Here is a 17,040-nt window from a genome sequence, read left to right as displayed (position 1 = left end):
AACGCATGAATATTCTTCAAGGGAGAGAATGCCGGAGACTGAGAGCATTCTTAAGAAACCATGTCGTGAACATTTCACCTCTCGAGTTGGCATCGGGACCATTCTCAGGTAGGGAATGTAAAGATGCACCGGCATAGCCGTTATCCGAATGAAGTGAGCCTATCTTTTGCAGATATGCTTATAAGGGTGGTACCGCGATCACAACCTCGTCCCTTTCCAGGGATGGGGTTTTTTTGTTTTTTTATAAAACTGCCTGATTACCGACCATAAAGGAGGAAGAATGATGGAGGATAAATTACGATCCCTTCAGAATGAAGCAATTGAAAAAATCAACGAAGCACAAGACCTAAAGGAACTGAACAACATTCGCGTTGCCTACTTAGGGAAAAAAGGCCCAGTTACTGAAGTGTTAAAAGGCATGGGAAAACTTTCGGCAGAAGAACGCCCTAAAATGGGTGCACTTGCGAATGAAGTCCGCGGTGCCATCACCGGGAAAATCGAAGCAAAGCAAGAAAAGCTTGAGAAAGAAGCAGTCGAGAAAAAGCTCCGATCAGAAACCATCGATGTGACCCTGCCGGGACGCCCGGTCAGAAAAGGGAACCACCATCCGCTTACGATGATCGTCGAAGAAATTGAAGATCTCTTCATCGGGATGGGCTATACAGTTGCGGAAGGTCCTGAAGTCGAGAAGGATTACTACAATTTCGAAGCATTGAACCTTCCGAAAGGCCACCCTGCACGCGATATGCAGGATTCATTCTATATCACTGAAGAGACATTGCTTAGAACCCATACATCACCGGTGCAGGCAAGAACGATGGAACTTGCGGGAGGCAAAGGCCCTATCAAAATCATCTGTCCGGGTAAAGTATACCGCCGTGATACAGATGATGCGACACATTCCCACCAGTTCATGCAAATCGAAGGGCTTGTGGTAGATAAAGATATCCGCATGAGTGATCTGAAAGGGACGCTGAATGTGTTTGCAAAGAAAATGTTCGGGGAAGACCGTGAAATCCGTCTGCGCCCAAGTTTCTTCCCATTCACTGAGCCATCCGTAGAAATGGATATCTCTTGTAAAATCTGTGGCGGGGAAGGCTGCCGCGTATGTAAAGGGACCGGCTGGATCGAAATTCTCGGAGCCGGTATGGTTCACCCGAATGTACTTGAAATGGCAGGATTCGATTCGAAAGAATACACAGGCTTTGCATTCGGGATGGGACCTGAACGTATCGCGATGTTGAAATACGGAATCGATGACATCCGTCACTTCTATACGAACGATACCCGTTTTGTGACACAATTCAACGTGACCGAGTAATGCAACACTATTATCGAGCGGAGGTAAAAACATGTTTGTTTCTTATAAATGGTTAGAAAATTATGTAGACCTGTCAGGGGTGAATCCTGAAGATCTGGCAGAAAAAATCACAAGAAGCGGTATCGAGGTTGAAGGCATCGAAAGAATCGGTGCAGGGATCAAGAACGTCGTTGTCGGACATGTCCTTGAATGCGAACAGCATCCGGACGCTGATAAATTAAATATATGCCTGGTTGATGTTGGCGAAGAAGAGCCGGTTCAAATCATTTGTGGTGCTCCAAATGTCGCCAAGGGCCAACAAGTGGCTGTCGCTAAAGTCGGCGCGGTACTTCCGGGTAATTTTAAAATCAAGAAAGCAAAGCTTCGCGGTGAAGCATCTCATGGAATGATTTGTTCCCTTCAGGAGTTGGGCGTTGAAGGAAAGCTGGTTCCAAAAGAGCATGCAGAGGGGATTTATGTCTTCTCCGGGGATGCGGAAGCAGGACGTGATGCAGTCGATTTACTCAATCTGGACGATGCAATCCTGGAACTGGGTTTGACTCCAAACCGTTCAGACTGCCTCAGTATGCTCGGCGTCGCCTATGAAGTGGCGGCTATTCTGGACCGGGAAGTAAAGCTGCCGGAAGTGAATGTGGCAGAAGGCAAGGAAAAAACATCCGATTACATTGCAGTCAACGTTGAAGCAAAGGAAGATAATCCTTTATACGGAGCGAAAATCATCAAAAATGTCAAAATTGGTCCATCCCCGATCTGGATGCAGAATGCACTGATCGCGGCGGGGATCCGTCCTCATAATAACGTTGTGGACATCACGAACTATGTTCTTTTGGAGTACGGCCAGCCGCTGCATGCATTCGATTATGACCGTCTGGGTTCAAAGGAAATCCTGGTCCGCCGTGCAAAGGACGGAGAGAAATTTGTCACGCTTGATGATGCAGAACGAACATTATCTTCAACTCAATTGGTGATCACAAATGGTGATGAACCGGTAGCTCTTGCCGGGGTCATGGGCGGTGCAAATTCCGAAGTCCATAATGATACGACGACGGTACTATTGGAGGCAGCTTACTTCACCGGCGCGATTGTCAGAGGGGCTTCGAAGGATCACGGACTCCGCAGTGAAGCCAGTACACGCTATGAAAAAGGAGTCGATCCCGACCGCGTCCTGAAAGCAGGGGAACGTGCCGCTGAGCTGATGGCACAATACGCAGGCGGCGAAATTCTTGAAGGGACCGTTCTATTTGATGAATTAAATATCGAACCTGCTGTCGTGGAAATCACACTGGAAAAAATCAATGCTTCATTGGGTACTTCGATTTCGGCTGAAGAGGTGAAAGAAATTTTCCGCCGGCTTCAATTCGAAGTAAGTGTTGAAGGAACGACATTCACTGTTACTGCCCCGACAAGAAGAGGGGATATCACCATTCAAGAAGACTTGCTCGAGGAGGTTGCCCGTTTATTCGGATATGACAACCTTCCGCTGACACTCCCTAAAGGTGAAAGTACGCCTGGGGGGTTGAATGAGTACCAATTGAAACGCCGCACGGTCCGCCGTTATTTGGAAGGCGCAGGACTTCTGCAAGCAGTGACGTATTCACTGACGAATGACGAGAAAGCAGCCAAGTATGCACTGGACGTGAAAGAACCTGTGCGTCTGCTGATGCCGATGAGTGAAGAACGCAGCAATCTGCGATTAAGCATCACTCCTCAGCTTCTTGAAGTGATCGCTTACAATAGAGCGCGTCAAAACGATTCACTTGCCTTTTACGAAGTGGGCTCGGTCTTCTTGAAGGAAACAGGAGAAGAACTTCCCGCAGAAGAGGAACATATTGCTGGGGCGTTGACGGGCTTATGGCATATGCATCCTTGGCAGGGTGAAAAGAAAGCCGTCGACTTCTATGTGGCGAAAGGAATTCTTGAAGGTTTATTCGAAGAACTTGGAGTAACGGAAGCCGTTTCATTCCGCCAGGCAGCGGTTGAAGGACTACATCCGGGAAGAACAGCTGAAATCCTCCTCGATGGAGAGGTCATTGGCTTCGTCGGTGCAATCCATCCCGAGGTTGAAAAAGAACTCGACTTAAATGAAACGTATGTATTCGAACTGAAAGCGAAGCCGGCATTCCATTTCGGGAAGCCTGCATTAAGCTATTCACCAATCCCGCGTCACCCGTCCATCACAAGGGACATCGCGCTTGTCGTGGATACAGAGGTAAAAGCCGGGGAATTGAAATCAGTGATTCAAGAAGCCGGGGGCAAACTGCTTAAAGAAGTATCTGTATTCGACCTGTATGAAGGCGAACATATGGAACCCGGCAAGAAATCACTTGCATTCTCGCTGAAATATTTCGATCCTTCAAAGACACTGACTGATGAAGAAGTCGTCAAGGTACATGACGGCGTACTTGCAGCAGTGAAGGAGAAAGCCGGAGCGGAATTACGTGGATAATTAGATAAATGAATGCCAGACTGCAGCGGTCTGGCATTTTTTTGCTTTACATGAAAAAAACCTCCGCCGTTCAACAAAACGATGGAGGTTTTATTTTATCTTCCGGCTAGTCGAATCGCCTTCTCACTATTTGCAAAATGCCACTTTGTCATTGTCTTCAATTCTTCGATTCCTTTACGCTTAATGATTTTAGCAGCGGCAACATCGACATGCTTGCCCGCCCCTTTTGGAATTTCGACTCCTGCTTTAGCACTCAGCTTGTCCATCTCCTTCAGGAAGGCATAACGTGCAATGATGGATGCAGCGGCAACCGCGATATGGATGCTTTCCCCTTTTGTACTGAAGTAAACCCGTTCTTTTTGGATTTTCTTTTGGGCATGGATATGCTTGAAGTATGTATTCTTCTCGACAAACTGATCGATCAGAATGCCTTCAGGTTGTTCAGGAGCAATTTTATCCAATAAATGGATGATGGCCTGGTTATGGAGGATGGCCTTCATTTTTCCCTGCGTCATTCCCTCGCTTTGAAGCTTATTATATTTATCATTATGAAGGACCAGTAAGCTGTAGGGAATCGTTTTGATGAGATCCTTGGCAATGGATATGATCTGTGCATCGTTTAGATTTTTGGAATCCTTCACTCCCAGTTCTTTCATTAAAGGAATCTGCTCTTTTTTTACATAAGCACTAACAACGGTGATTGGCCCGAAGAAGTCCCCTGTCCCGACTTCATCCGAACCAATTACGGACCAATCCGCAAAGTTCTCAGGGAGCATCGTCTTTCCTTTGGCAGGCGATTTCACCTTTGGCGTCTCGGCGCTTCCCCACTTTCCAGCTTCTGCTTCACCGTTGGCACCTTGAAATAATACTTTTCCGGATTTATAGGCGGTCACTGTGCAGCCCGCCGGTTTAGCTACAAAAACGGCACCTGGCGGCAGCTTGCTGACAAGTGTATCTTTGTAATATCCTTTCATTTTCATTGTTAATGCACTATTTGCTTGAATGACTGTATTGGCCAAAACTAACCTCTCCTTATGACAAATTTCTATGTAATAACAAAAAATCAGACTATAATTGACAATTTCTTTTCAAAACAAAAAGGTTTCATGGTATGATATTGTTTAGGATTCTTATGAACAGGGGGAACTCATATTGTCAGGAGAGCAAAAAAGCCGCACCACTGTAGATATATATGGTCAACAATATACTATTGTCGGTACTGAGTCGACAAGTCAGATTCGATTTGTTTGTTCGAAGGTCGATGACAAAATGAGAGAAATCAATTCTATGAATCCATCTCTTGATACTGGTAAGCTTGCTGTATTGACAGCTGTCAACGCAGTCAATGACTATATCAAACTGAAAGAGCAGTTTGAGGAGCTGGAAAGAGAAATTAAACGCTTAAAGGGTTGAAAATGACATGCTTGATTTAGTTTTACTGATTATCCTGTTAGTGGGATTCTTCACCGGTCTAAGACGGGGCTTTATTCTGCAGGCTGTCCATATGACAGGTTTTATTATTTCATTTATTGTAGCATACATATATTATGATCAGCTTGCACCAAAACTTACGCTGTGGATCCCGTATCCGGTTCTTGATGATCATTCCAAGTTGAATATGATTTTCGAAATGACCGATATGGATCAAGCGTATTACCGCGTGATCGCATTTGCAATGATTTTCTTTGCGGTCAAGATTATCGTCCATGTTCTTGGTTCGATGCTCGACTTCGTGGCCCATCTTCCTGTCCTGAAACAATTGAATGTGATTGGCGGTGGATTGCTGGGCTTGATCGAAACGTATCTTATCATTTTTATTATTTTGTTTATCGCCGTTCTCCTTCCAATCGAGACGGTACAGTCTCTCATCAATGATTCCTTCATTGCACAGGCGATGGTCAAGCACACCCCTGTGTTTTCGGATATGGTAAAAGACTGGTGGATTGAAAACGGGGCTTGATCACGTGCTGACTTCAAAAGGATAGATGGAATGATCTATGTTAAGTAACAACCTTAACTGATGTTCACTATCCTTGATGAGTTAGCTTTTTTTTGTACCGTATTTGAATCTGGATTTTTGGCTTATTCCATACAGCCTCCATTACAGCTCTGCTGAAAGCGAGGCTGGGACAAAAGTGTTTAGTCTAAGTAAAACCCGGACTAATTTGAATTCCAGGATTCAAGTAAGTTCGGGTTTTTATTATTTTTGTTCAAACGCGACTTAGTTAATAGCTTGTTCCAGCGGTTGATTGGAGTGCAAGACGCAGACTCCTGCGGGAAAAGTAGCTTATTAGAAAAGCGGAAGGGCTTTGCTCAGAGGCTTATGTCATGTGCCTCTAAGCCCTGCAGCTAGACAAGTGAGACCCCGCAGGCTTGTCCGAGGAGGCTCACGGGCTACCCGCGGAAAGCGAAGTCTTGCACGGAAATCATTAGCGGTATTTAGAGTCCACACTGAAAATGTTTGTCTCTAGGTAGCGTTGTTTTGTTCTTGTCCCAACCTCGATAAGCCAAAAAACAACTTCCGGTTTCATCGCTTTCTTTTTTTGGTTATTTTGCTACTATATAAGAAGAGAACAATTGATGGGAAGAGACATTTATATAGAGAGAAGCAGGTGAGTGGAATGAATAAAAAGGATATTATCAGGTTATTGGAAACGATTGCAATTTACATGGAACTGAAGGGTGAAAACTCTTTTAAAATATCGGCTTACAGAAAAGCTGCCCTTGCGCTGGAAAATGATGATCGCAGTTTAAGTGATATCAGTGACTTTACAGGCTTGAGTGGAATTGGAAAAGGAACAGCGGGAGTGATTGAAGAGTTCGTTAAAGAGGGATTTTCCTCGGTACTTGAAGAATTAAAATCGGAAGTGCCTGAAGGATTGATTCCCCTTCTCCAGCTTCCGGGACTCGGCGGCAAGAAAATTGCCAAGCTTTATAGTGAACTTGGTGTGGAAGGAATTGAAGATTTGGAGGAAGCATGCCAGTCCGGCAAAGTCCAGGATCTGCCGGGCTTTGGAAAAAAAACAGAAGAAAAGATACTGGCTGCCATCGCACAGGCCGGCCAACGTCCGGACCGCCTTCCATTGGCATTCATGACTGGGTTGGCAGAAGAAATTGAAGCGCATTTGACCAATTGTAAAGAAATCTTGAACTTTTCAAGGGCGGGCAGTTTAAGAAGGATGCGTGAGACGATCAAAGATCTGGATTTTATCATTTCTACTGAAGAACCGAAAAAGGTCAAGGACGAATTGTTGAAGCTCCCTCAAATAGTCGAAACCATTGCAGCGGGGGAGACGAAGGTATCGCTTACGCTTCAATATAAATGGGCCGTGAGCATCGACTTTCGGATTGTGAAGCCGCATGAATTCGCTACAACCCTCCATCACTTCACCGGATCTAAAGAGCATAATGTAAGGATGAGACAGCTCGCTAAAGAACGTGGAGAAAAAATCAGTGAATACGGGGTTGAAAATAGTGAATCCGGGGAGATCAAAACATTCGATTCAGAAGAAGGCTTTTACGCTCACTTCAACCTGCCGTTCATTCCACCCGAATTAAGGGAAGACGGCAAAGAGGTCGACGATTATCATAAAGACTTTGATTTAATCGGATCTTCTCATATTCAAGGTGATCTGCACATGCATACCACCTGGTCAGACGGTGCTTATTCCATTGAGGAAATGGTTCAGGCATGTATTGCCAAAGGCTACCGGTATATGGCCATCACCGATCATTCCAAATATTTGCGCGTAGCAAATGGATTATCGGATGAACGGCTGTTAAAGCAGATAGAGGAAATCAAAGAAATGAACAAGAAGTATAAAGAGATTGAGATTCTGTCAGGGATCGAAATGGATATCCTTCCGGACGGCTCACTTGATTACGACGATGAAATCCTCGAAAAGCTGGATATTGTCATCGCTTCGATTCACTCAAGCTTTTCACAGCCAAGGGAAAAAATCATGAAGCGTCTGACTACTGCACTTACTAGCGCGCATGTGGATATCATCGCTCACCCGACAGGGAGAATCATCGGGCGCAGGGATGGATACGATGTAGATATGGATCTTCTGATACAATTGGCAAAGGAGACGAATACGGCCCTCGAATTGAATGCGAATCCAAACAGACTGGACCTGTCTGCTGAAAACATCCGGAAAGCACAAGAGCATGGTGTGAAGCTCTTTATCAATACAGATGCCCACAGCCATGAACACCTTGAGTTCATGAACATAGGTGTTTCAACCGCAAGAAAAGGCTGGATCAAGAAGGATACAGTTATCAATACATGGGGAAAAAAAGAACTGTTAAACTTCTTAAATAGAAACAAATGATTCTAAAGTCGGAACTGGTTTTAGTAAGGTGTCCGATTCATGAAACATTTTTATAAAAGGTGGAATAGAGTCTGTGAATCCTAAAGTACTGAAAACACTTGAGTTTGATAAAATAAAAGAATTACTGAAACAGTTTGCTGCATCTGCCCTTGGACATGCAAGAGTCACCACTCTCACACCGTCGATGGACTTTGAGGAAATTACGGGCATGCATGAAGAAACGGATGAAGCGATGACGATCCTCAGGTTGAAGGGGCATGCCCCGCTGGGGGGGATTTTTGATATTCGTCCCCATGTGAAGCGTGCAGCCATCGGAGGCATGTTGTCACCTGGAGAATTGGTGCAGACAGGCAGCACCATCCGTGCGAGCAGAAAGCTTAGAACGTTTGTAGATGAGTTAGTGGACGATGAAGTGTCCATTCCCCTGCTGGAGGCAAAATTGGCTTCTGTCATACCTCTGCCTCATTTAGAACAGGAAATCCGAAATGTCGTGGATGATAACGGTGAAATCCTTGATTCAGCGAGTGATACGCTTCGAATGATCCGTACACAACTGCGTGCAAACGAAGGAAGGATCCGGGAAAAGCTTGAGCGCATGATCCGGTCATCCAATGCCTCCAAAATGTTGTCGGATGCGATTATCACAATTCGAAATGACCGGTATGTCATTCCTGTAAAACAGGAATATAGAGGGCACTATGGAGGGATCGTTCATGATCAATCATCTTCAGGCCAGACATTGTTTATTGAACCGGAAGCAATCGTACAATTAAATAATCAATTGCGTGAACTGCGGTCGAAAGAACAAAATGAAATTGAGAAAATCCTTCTTGCCCTTTCCGAAAAAGTACAAGAAGCTGAATATGAATTACTATTGATTGTGGACGTATTATCAGATATTGATTTCATGTTCACGAAAGCAAAATTCGGTCAATCCATCAAAGGTTCCAAACCAATCATCAATAATGAAAGAAAGATTAAATTAAATAAAGCACGTCATCCGTTATTGCCGATTGATGAAGCCGTTGCCAACGACATTGAATTGGGCAATGATTTTTCCTCCATCGTCATTACAGGACCGAACACGGGAGGGAAAACAGTCACACTCAAGACGCTTGGCCTTACAAACATCATGGCACAAGCCGGGCTCCCGATCCCTGCACTGGATGGATCTGAAGTCGGAATCTTCCGTTCGATTTTTGCGGATATAGGGGATGAACAATCGATTGAACAAAGTTTAAGTACATTCTCCTCCCATATGGTGAATATCGTAGAGATTTTGAAAAAAGTGGATCAAGGAAGCCTGGTCCTGTTCGATGAACTTGGCGCAGGGACGGACCCTCAGGAAGGCGCTGCGCTGGCCATCTCCATTCTTGATGAAGTCCACGGTACAGGTGCAAGGGTAGTGGCTACTACCCACTACCCTGAATTAAAAGCATACGGTTACAATCGTGAAGGTGTCGTCAATGCAAGTGTCGAGTTCAACGTAGAAACCCTGAGTCCGACTTACAAGCTGCTTCTGGGTGTACCGGGAAGAAGTAACGCATTCGAGATTTCCAAACGTCTGGGATTATCAGAAACGGTGATCCATCGGGCAAAATCACATATAGGCACGGACAGCAAAGAAGTCGAAAACATGATTGCATCTTTGGAAGAAAGCAGACGTCAGGGCGAAAAAGAATTGGAAGAAGCCCACGAGTTGTTAAAACAAGCAGAAAAAATGCACAAAGATATGCAAAAGCAGATGATGGAGTATTATGAAAAGAAAGATCAAATGCTTGAAAAAGCTCATCAAAAAGCCGAGACAGTGGTAGAAAAAGCAAAAGCGGAAGCAGAGCAGGTCATTAAGGATTTACGTAAAATGCAGCATGAAAAATCTGCCCAAATCAAAGAACATGAACTGATCCAGGCAAGAAAGCAGCTGGAAGATGCAGCACCGTCACTGGCTGAGTCCTCCCGTCAAAAGAGGAAAGCTCAGAGCACAAAACGGGAGCTTCAGCCTGGAGATGAGGTGAAGGTACTAAGCTTTGACCAGAAAGGCCATCTCGTGGAAAGAGTATCCGCTAAGGAATGGCAGGTTCAGATGGGCATAATGAAAATGAAGGTGAAAGAATCAGACCTTGAATTCATCCAAACACAGCAAAAGGTTGAAACAAAGCCGCTGGCGGTGGTAAAAGGGAAAGATTTTCACGTCAGTATCGAACTTGATTTAAGAGGGGAACGATTCGATAATGCCCTCTCCAAAGTGGAAAAATATATCGATGATGCGCTGCTTGCCGGCTATCCGCAAGTGTCCATTATCCATGGCAAGGGAACCGGGGCGTTGAGACAGGGCGTACAGGAATATTTACGAAATCATCGTGCAGTTAAAGGGATTCGTTTCGGTGATGCAGGCGAAGGCGGAACCGGTGTCACGGTCGTAATGTTTAAATAGGGGAGAAGAACAATGGAGAATTTTTGGGAGAATGAATACATTCAAACTGCAGGAAATTATAGCGTTGTCATATTATGCCTCATCCTTTTCTTAACCGTATTCGAATTGGTTACAAAGTATAAAAACTGGGAAGAAATCAAAAAAGGCAATCTGGCCGTGGCAATGGCTACCGGGGGGAAAATATTCGGGATTGCGAATATTTTCCGCTATTCCATTCAGCAAAATGAAACCATCCTTACAACGATTGGCTGGGGGGTCTTCGGTTTCATCCTGCTGCTGATTGGATATTTCATTTACGAATTCTTAACCCCTAAGTTCAAAATAGATGAAGAAATTGCAAATGATAACCGGGCAGTCGGCTTCATTTCGCTTGTCATCTCTGTGGGGTTATCGTTTGTCATCGGAGCAGGGATTTCTTAAGGAGAGGAAACATGGAAACATTAGCGAAGGTTTTACTTGTGTTATGTGCAGGATTCATCCTGGTCGGTGTCATTTACATGCTGTTTTTTGTATAGAGAGAAGGCTGTCCAATTGTTGGGCAGTCTTTTGTTGTTTGGATGCGGGGTACTTGCCTTGATTTCACCCTCGCAAACAGGTTCACAAAGCATAAAAGAAGAGCACGGACAGCCCAATGGGATGTCCGTGCTCTCGTCGGTCAAGCTTATTGTATGGAGAAAACTTCTTTCCTTAATAACTCTTCTGGTTTTTTGCCAATTGGATCCTGATGGAAGTAATCCCGGATCACTCCGTCTTTTAGATAATTTGCAATCGAAACCATGATCATGCCCTGGTCGAGCGCAAGATATGCTTTTGCAATTTCTCCAGTTTCAACATTCACTGAATCAAAGAAGCCGTATTTTCCGTACGTATCCATTTCTTTAAGTGCTTTTATATTCTTGCGTACTTCTTCTGGTGCATAATCCAAAGCCAGGAATGTAGCATGGGGGGTGACCGTTGATTTATCACTGTAGCCGGAAGTGCCCAGCGGAGTAGCAGCGAATTCACTATACCCGTCAGGAGTGGCGGCAGGTGAGAAGCCCCACGCTTTATACCCTTTGTCTTTGGCATATTGGATCTGAAGTTCGACATGGCGCTGGTTATTCAGACCAAGTGCATGTTTGCCAAGTTCCTTTTCCTTCAATACAATACCGGGCATCAAAGCTTCAAACATACTTCCGCCCCAACTTGGAACGAACTTCACCCCGTTGTATTCATAGTGACCTTCAAAGACAGAAACTCCGTCATATTCAACAGTATGACCCTCCGGTACTTGAGCCTGCCAATCCCAATCGCCGGGCATCGTCCGGTACATTTTCCACCAGTGATCACTTGGGACATCGCCTTTACCGATTGAAATATAACTTGCTACGCGTGGTTCTGTATAGAACAGTCCATAATGATGGTCAGTCAATTTTCCCTGGACCGCATCATATCCACCGCGGAATTGACCGACTTCCGGATCGTACAGGGTGGAATAATCCATATTATCAACCAATTCGCTTGTTTGAGCATTTAATTCCTCATATGCTTGTCCAGCCACAATCAGCCCTGCAGACAGCCATCCATTGTCGACCTGAGAGATGAATTGGCCCCAATCCTTTTTCAACGAACCGTCTTCTGTATAGTACCAGTTGTAGAATAATCCATTCCATTTTTCCAACGACTCTAACGTATTTAGTGTCACTTGTATGCGTTTGACCGCTTCTTCTTTAGAAATGATCCCCATTTCCTGGGCAGATACCGTGCTCATCATGTACATGCCTACATTGGTAGGTGAGGTGTGAGCAGCATTTTTCTTGCCTTCATCTGTATAACGTGTTTCATCGAAGGTGAGACCGGTCTCCGCATCCGTATGGTCTTGATAATATTTATAGGTTTTTGCTGCAATCGCTTTCAATTCAGTGCGCAAGGCCATTTCCCTGCCATCTTTCCCTTCTGCGGAAACTGCCGGAATGGAAAGAAGACTGGTGAGAAGACATAAGATCGTGAACAGACTGATTTTCTTTTTCAAACTATCTACCCCTTTCAATAAATCGAAACGTTTCACCAACAGTGTATCATGATAAACTTCAGAAAAGGATAGATTTCTCAATATTCGGTCATTTGGTACAGAAAACAATGATAGGCTGGGTCAAAAGGCAGACGGAGAAGGAAGATCGGGAATCAGGTATGTAGGAAAAGCCATCCATCATATCTTGTATAGAAAGCCACTTTCTTACGATCAGTAACTTTGATCCGCACATCAAAGAGATAGGAATTAAGTCGCGGTTGAAAGGTAATTCAAATTGTATCTGAAGAACCCTTATATTATAATGATATAAAGAACTGATTTTTCTAAATATTCAAAAGGAGGGAATAACATGACGAAACCCTGGCTTGAGGAATACCCTGATGCAATTCCAGGTGAACTGACACTGCCTGAGAAACCTTTGCACTCTTTTCTGACCGAGGCAGCGGAGCTATATGGAAGCAAATCCGCCATCCATTTTATGGGGAAAGAAATGACGTATCGCGAGGTGTACGAGTCTTCTTTGAAATTTGCGAATTACCTGGGGAAACTGGGGATCGAGAGAGGTGACCGGGTCGCTATCATGCTTCCGAATACACCTCAATCAGTCATTGCGTATTACGGAATCCTTTATGCAGGGGCTGTGGTCGTTCAAACCAATCCGCTGTATACGGAGAGGGAAATCGAATATCAAATGAAAGATTCAGGTGCAAAAGCGATACTCACTTTGGACATTCTCTACCCGAGAGTTTCGAAAGCCATGAAAGAAACAGATCTTGAGCATATCATTGTAACCGCTATCAAAGAATATCTTCCTTTTCCAAAAAACATGATTTATCCGTTCATCCAGAAGAAACAGTATGGAATTGTCGTAAAGGTGGAGCCATCAGAGCGGAATCATCTATTCACTGATATCATGACATCACAAACAGCAAAAAAGATACCAGCAGGGGAATTTGATTTTGAAAATGATCTGGCCCTGCTGCAATACACGGGTGGAACGACCGGATTCCCCAAAGGGGTCATGCTCACCCACAAAAATCTGATTGCGAACGCTTCAATGTGTGATGCATGGCTTTATAAATGTAAAAAAGGGGAAGAAAAGATGCTCGGGATCCTTCCATTCTTCCATGTTTACGGCATGACAGCAGTAATGATCCTTTCAATCATGCAGGGATATAAAATGATCCTCCTTCCAAAATTCGATGTCGAAACGACGTTGAAAACCATACAAAAGCAGAAGCCGACGTTGTTTCCTGGAGCCCCTACTATCTATATCGGCTTATTGAATCACCCGGATGTAAAAAAGTATGATTTATCTTCGATCGATTCCTGTTTGAGCGGAAGTGCCCCGCTGCCTGTCGAAGTACAGCAGAAATTTGAAGAAGTCACGGGAGGAAAATTGGTGGAAGGTTACGGGCTGACAGAGTCCTCACCTGTCACACACGCAAACTTCCTTTGGGATAAAGAGAGAATTAAAGGAAGCATCGGGCTTCCATGGCCAAGTACAGATAGTGCGGTCTTCTCACTTGAAACAGGCGAACCGCTCCCTCCTAATGAGATTGGGGAAATAGTGGTGAAAGGCCCGCAGGTGATGAAAGGATACTGGAATCGCCCGGAAGAAACCGAGCAGACACTGAGGGATGGCTGGCTGTTAACTGGTGACTTGGGATATATGGATGAAAAGGGATATTTCTACGTGGTGGACCGCAAGAAAGATATGATCATCGCAGGAGGCTTTAATATATACCCAAGGGAGATAGAAGAAGTATTGTATGAACATCCTTCCATCCAGGAAGTTGTCGCTGCAGGGGTCCCTGATCCATATAGAGGTGAAACCGTCAAAGCCTATGTCGTACTGAAAGAGGGTGAAAACCTGAATGAAAAGGACCTGGATGAGTTTTCACGGAAGTATCTCGCTGCATATAAGGTCCCGAGGATCTATGAATTCAGGAAAGAACTCCCTAAAACCGCAGTAGGAAAGATCTTGCGAAGAGCACTTGTGGATGAAGAACGAAAAAAGATAGAAGAAGAACAGAAATTAAGCTAGAATAGTAACAGGGAATCTTTCATTAGATTCGCTCTCTTTTTTAACAGGATTGGACAAGGGTCATCCTTGACAATCAGTCACATACATTTTATTATTTAAATATGAATGACCATTCATTCATATTTTGATAAGGCAGGTCAACTAACCATGAAACGAAATAAACCTAAATACAAACAAATCATTGATGCGGCAGTTGTAGTTATAGCTGAAAATGGCTACCATCAGGCGCAGGTATCTAAAATAGCTAAACAGGCAGGCGTCGCTGACGGAACCATTTACCTTTATTTTAAGAACAAGGAAGATATATTGATCTCATTATTCAGAGAGAAAATGTCCATCTTTGTGGAAAAAATCGAAGAAGTCATTGCAGGAAAACAGACGGTTTCAGAGAAGTTATATGTGATGGTGGAAAACCACTGCAAGCTTCTATCGGAAGATCATCATTTAGCCATTGTCACTCAGCTTGAGCTCCGCCAATCAAATAAAGATATCCGGGTTAAGATCAACGATGTGTTAAAAGGATATCTGCAATTGGTGGATAAGATCCTGATCAGCGGAATAGAGGCCGGTGAGCTCCCGAAAGATCTGAAAGTGCGGCTTGCCCGTCAAATGATCTTTGGGACACTGGACGAAGTGGTCACAACCTGGGTAATGAATGATCAGAAATATGATATAGTGGCTCAAGTCCCTGCTATTCACAAGCTATTACTTCATGGATGTGGCGGCAGGAACTAAATACGTTTAGGGGGATGAGAGATGGAACATTTATCTTGGTCATTAGAAGGAAAGACAGCACATGTCACCATACAAAGACCGCCGGCGAACGCACTTGCAAGCGGTCTGATAAGAGAAATCGATGCCATTCTTGACGAACTTGAAGGAAACCGCGAAGTCCGGGTCATTCTTCTGAAGGGGGAGGGCCGTTTCTTCTCTGCAGGTGCGGATATAAAGGAATTCACGACGATTGAAACAGGAAAAGAATTTTCTCAGCTAGCCAAGAAAGGCCAGGATGTCTTCGAACGGATGGAAAACTTCCCGAAGCCGATCATTGCAGCCATACACGGTGCTGCTTTGGGCGGAGGCCTGGAGCTTGCGATGGGTTGTCATATCCGTCTCGTCAGTGAAAATGCCAAGCTTGGCCTGCCGGAACTGCAATTGGGACTTGTTCCGGGGTTTGCCGGTTCGCAGCGTCTGCCGAAGTTAGTCGGCAGGGCAAAAGCGGCTGAAATGCTTTTAACGAGTGAACCGATAAGCGGCACGGAGGCAGTTCAATGGGGACTTGCCAACAAAGCATACCCTGAAGACGAACTCTTTGCGAAAGCAGAAGAAATGGCACAGAAGATTGCGAAGAAAAGCCCTGGTGCCATGAAAGCGGCAATTGAGCTTTTAAGCTATACAAAGGATGACCGTTTCTATGAAGGGGTCATGAGAGAGGCAGACGTATTTGGCGATGTCTTTGTTTCAGAGGACGCCAAAGAAGGCATCTCTGCTTTCATAGAAAAAAGAGAACCTGACTTTAAAGGCTAGTAAACATTCTATTAATATAGTAAAATCAAGTTAAGGGCAGTGTGAAAACGTTATCATTTTACGCACTGCCCTTTCAAAGGGGTTAAGTTTTCAAAATCTTTTTAAGGGAAAGAATGTTTTAATTATTAGGAGGGACTTAAGAATGAACATCTATGTACTTTTGAAAAGAACGTTTGATACTGAGGAGAAAATTTCGATCCAAAACGGTCAAATCGCTGATGATGGGGCTGAATTTATTATAAATCCATACGATGAGTATGCGGTGGAAGAAGCAATCCAGGTACGCGATGCTCATGGCGGGGAAGTGACTGTCGTGACTGTCGGCGGGGAAGAAAGCGAAAAGCAGTTAAGAACAGCATTGGCAATGGGAGCGGACAAGGCTGTATTGATCAATACAGAAGATGATCTTGATTATGGAGATCAATTCACAACAGCATCAATTCTATCTCAATATTTAAAAGAACAGGAAGTTGATCTGATACTTGCCGGAAACGTAGCAATCGATGGAGGTTCAGGACAAGTTGGCCCGCGCGTAGCCGAGCAGCTGGACATCTCTTACGTGACAACGATCACGAAACTCGAAATCGATGGTGAAACAGTAACGGTCACACGCGATGTTGAAGGGGACTCTGAAGTGATTGCAACTTCACTGCCTTTATTGGTCACAGCGCAGCAAGGATTGAATGAGCCGCGTTATCCATCTCTGCCTGGAATCATGAAGGCAAAGAAGAAGCCTCTTGAAGAATTGGAACTTGATGACTTAGACCTTGATGAAGATGATGTAGAAGCGAAAACAAAAACGATCGAAATTTATCTGCCGCCTAAGAAAGAAGCAGGTAAAGTATTGGAAGGCGAACTCGATGCCCAGGTTTCAGAACTGGTGCAGCTTCTTCGCAACGAAGCAAAAGTAGTCTAACTCT

13 protein-coding genes are annotated in these 17,040 nt (G+C 44.5%); 11 read left to right on the top strand and 2 right to left on the bottom strand.

The annotated features are described in order from the left end of the window. The first annotated feature begins 283 nt into the window (after positions 1-283). Positions 284-1,321: a phenylalanine--tRNA ligase subunit alpha gene (gene pheS, locus V6B33_RS11465; RefSeq protein WP_334218003.1), complete on the top strand. Its 1,038-nt coding sequence runs from the start codon at positions 284-286 to the stop codon at positions 1,319-1,321. Positions 1,322-1,352: 31 nt separating this feature from the next. Then, positions 1,353-3,767: a phenylalanine--tRNA ligase subunit beta gene (pheT, locus tag V6B33_RS11460; RefSeq protein ID WP_334217886.1), complete on the top strand. Its 2,415-nt coding sequence runs from the start codon at positions 1,353-1,355 to the stop codon at positions 3,765-3,767. Positions 3,768-3,862: 95 nt separating this feature from the next. On the opposite strand, the gene rnhC is transcribed toward pheT, so the two are convergent. After that, positions 3,863-4,786, bottom strand: coding sequence for a ribonuclease HIII (gene rnhC / locus V6B33_RS11455; RefSeq protein ID WP_334217885.1), 924 nt, complete (start codon positions 4,784-4,786; stop codon positions 3,863-3,865). 133 nt (positions 4,787-4,919) lie between these two features. Between rnhC and zapA the strand changes: the two genes are divergently transcribed. The 5 genes from zapA to V6B33_RS11430 all read left to right on the top strand — a co-directional run bounded on the left by zapA (position 4,920) and on the right by V6B33_RS11430 (position 10,955). After that, complete coding sequence (zapA, locus tag V6B33_RS11450; RefSeq protein WP_334217884.1) at positions 4,920-5,180, top strand: cell division protein ZapA; 261 nt, start codon at positions 4,920-4,922, stop codon at positions 5,178-5,180. Positions 5,181-5,187: 7 nt separating this feature from the next. After that, the gene (locus tag V6B33_RS11445) at positions 5,188-5,727 is read left to right on the top strand and encodes a CvpA family protein (protein WP_334217883.1); all 540 of its coding nucleotides are present in this window, start codon (positions 5,188-5,190) and stop codon (positions 5,725-5,727) included. Between the two features lie 661 nt (positions 5,728-6,388). Further along, the gene (polX, locus tag V6B33_RS11440) at positions 6,389-8,101 is read left to right on the top strand and encodes a DNA polymerase/3'-5' exonuclease PolX (RefSeq protein WP_334217882.1); all 1,713 of its coding nucleotides are present in this window, start codon (positions 6,389-6,391) and stop codon (positions 8,099-8,101) included. 73 nt (positions 8,102-8,174) lie between these two features. Beyond that, complete coding sequence (locus V6B33_RS11435) at positions 8,175-10,535, top strand: endonuclease MutS2 (protein WP_334217881.1); 2,361 nt, start codon at positions 8,175-8,177, stop codon at positions 10,533-10,535. A gap of 12 nt (positions 10,536-10,547) precedes the next feature. After that, positions 10,548-10,955 carry a DUF350 domain-containing protein gene (locus V6B33_RS11430; RefSeq protein ID WP_334217880.1) on the top strand — a complete coding sequence of 136 codons (408 nt, stop codon included), beginning with the start codon at positions 10,548-10,550 and terminating at the stop codon, positions 10,953-10,955. 241 nt (positions 10,956-11,196) lie between these two features. Here V6B33_RS11430 and V6B33_RS11425 read toward each other — a convergent pair whose 3' ends face one another. After that, a complete protein-coding gene (locus tag V6B33_RS11425) occupies positions 11,197-12,546 on the bottom strand; it encodes a glucoamylase family protein (RefSeq protein ID WP_334217879.1) in 1,350 nt (449 codons plus the stop codon). A gap of 349 nt (positions 12,547-12,895) precedes the next feature. Between V6B33_RS11425 and V6B33_RS11420 the strand changes: the two genes are divergently transcribed. The 4 genes from V6B33_RS11420 (at position 12,896) to V6B33_RS11405 (ending at position 17,036) form a co-directional block, all read left to right on the top strand. After that, entirely contained in the window at positions 12,896-14,593 is a 1,698-nt protein-coding gene (locus V6B33_RS11420; RefSeq protein WP_334217878.1) for a long-chain-fatty-acid--CoA ligase, read from the top strand. A gap of 147 nt (positions 14,594-14,740) precedes the next feature. Then, positions 14,741-15,328, top strand: a complete 588-nt coding sequence (locus tag V6B33_RS11415) for a TetR/AcrR family transcriptional regulator (RefSeq protein WP_334217877.1) — start codon at positions 14,741-14,743, stop codon at positions 15,326-15,328. 21 nt (positions 15,329-15,349) lie between these two features. Next, positions 15,350-16,120 carry an enoyl-CoA hydratase gene (locus V6B33_RS11410; RefSeq protein WP_334217876.1) on the top strand — a complete coding sequence of 257 codons (771 nt, stop codon included), beginning with the start codon at positions 15,350-15,352 and terminating at the stop codon, positions 16,118-16,120. Positions 16,121-16,262: 142 nt separating this feature from the next. After that, positions 16,263-17,036, top strand: coding sequence for an electron transfer flavoprotein subunit beta/FixA family protein (locus V6B33_RS11405; protein WP_334217875.1), 774 nt, complete (start codon positions 16,263-16,265; stop codon positions 17,034-17,036). Positions 17,037-17,040: the final 4 nt, after the last annotated feature.

The organism is Mangrovibacillus sp. Mu-81, from assembly GCF_036867415.1.
Classification (GTDB): domain Bacteria; phylum Bacillota; class Bacilli; order Bacillales; family Bacillaceae_B; genus Rossellomorea.
This window is presented reverse-complemented; position numbering and strand designations above follow the sequence as displayed.

What these genes read in the sequence shown, in the direction of transcription:
- polX (WP_334217882.1), top strand. Translation starts at nt 6,389, where the DNA reads ATGAATAAAAAGGATATTATCAGGTTATTGGAAACGATTGCAATTTAC.
- pheT (WP_334217886.1), top strand. Translation starts at nt 1,353, where the DNA reads ATGTTTGTTTCTTATAAATGGTTAGAAAATTATGTAGACCTGTCAGGG.
- pheS (WP_334218003.1), top strand. Translation starts at nt 284, where the DNA reads ATGGAGGATAAATTACGATCCCTTCAGAATGAAGCAATTGAAAAAATC.
- V6B33_RS11405 (WP_334217875.1), top strand. Translation starts at nt 16,263, where the DNA reads ATGAACATCTATGTACTTTTGAAAAGAACGTTTGATACTGAGGAGAAA.
- V6B33_RS11410 (WP_334217876.1), top strand. Translation starts at nt 15,350, where the DNA reads ATGGAACATTTATCTTGGTCATTAGAAGGAAAGACAGCACATGTCACC.
- V6B33_RS11420 (WP_334217878.1), top strand. Translation starts at nt 12,896, where the DNA reads ATGACGAAACCCTGGCTTGAGGAATACCCTGATGCAATTCCAGGTGAA.
- V6B33_RS11445 (WP_334217883.1), top strand. Translation starts at nt 5,188, where the DNA reads ATGCTTGATTTAGTTTTACTGATTATCCTGTTAGTGGGATTCTTCACC.
- V6B33_RS11430 (WP_334217880.1), top strand. Translation starts at nt 10,548, where the DNA reads ATGGAGAATTTTTGGGAGAATGAATACATTCAAACTGCAGGAAATTAT.
- V6B33_RS11415 (WP_334217877.1), top strand. Translation starts at nt 14,741, where the DNA reads ATGAAACGAAATAAACCTAAATACAAACAAATCATTGATGCGGCAGTT.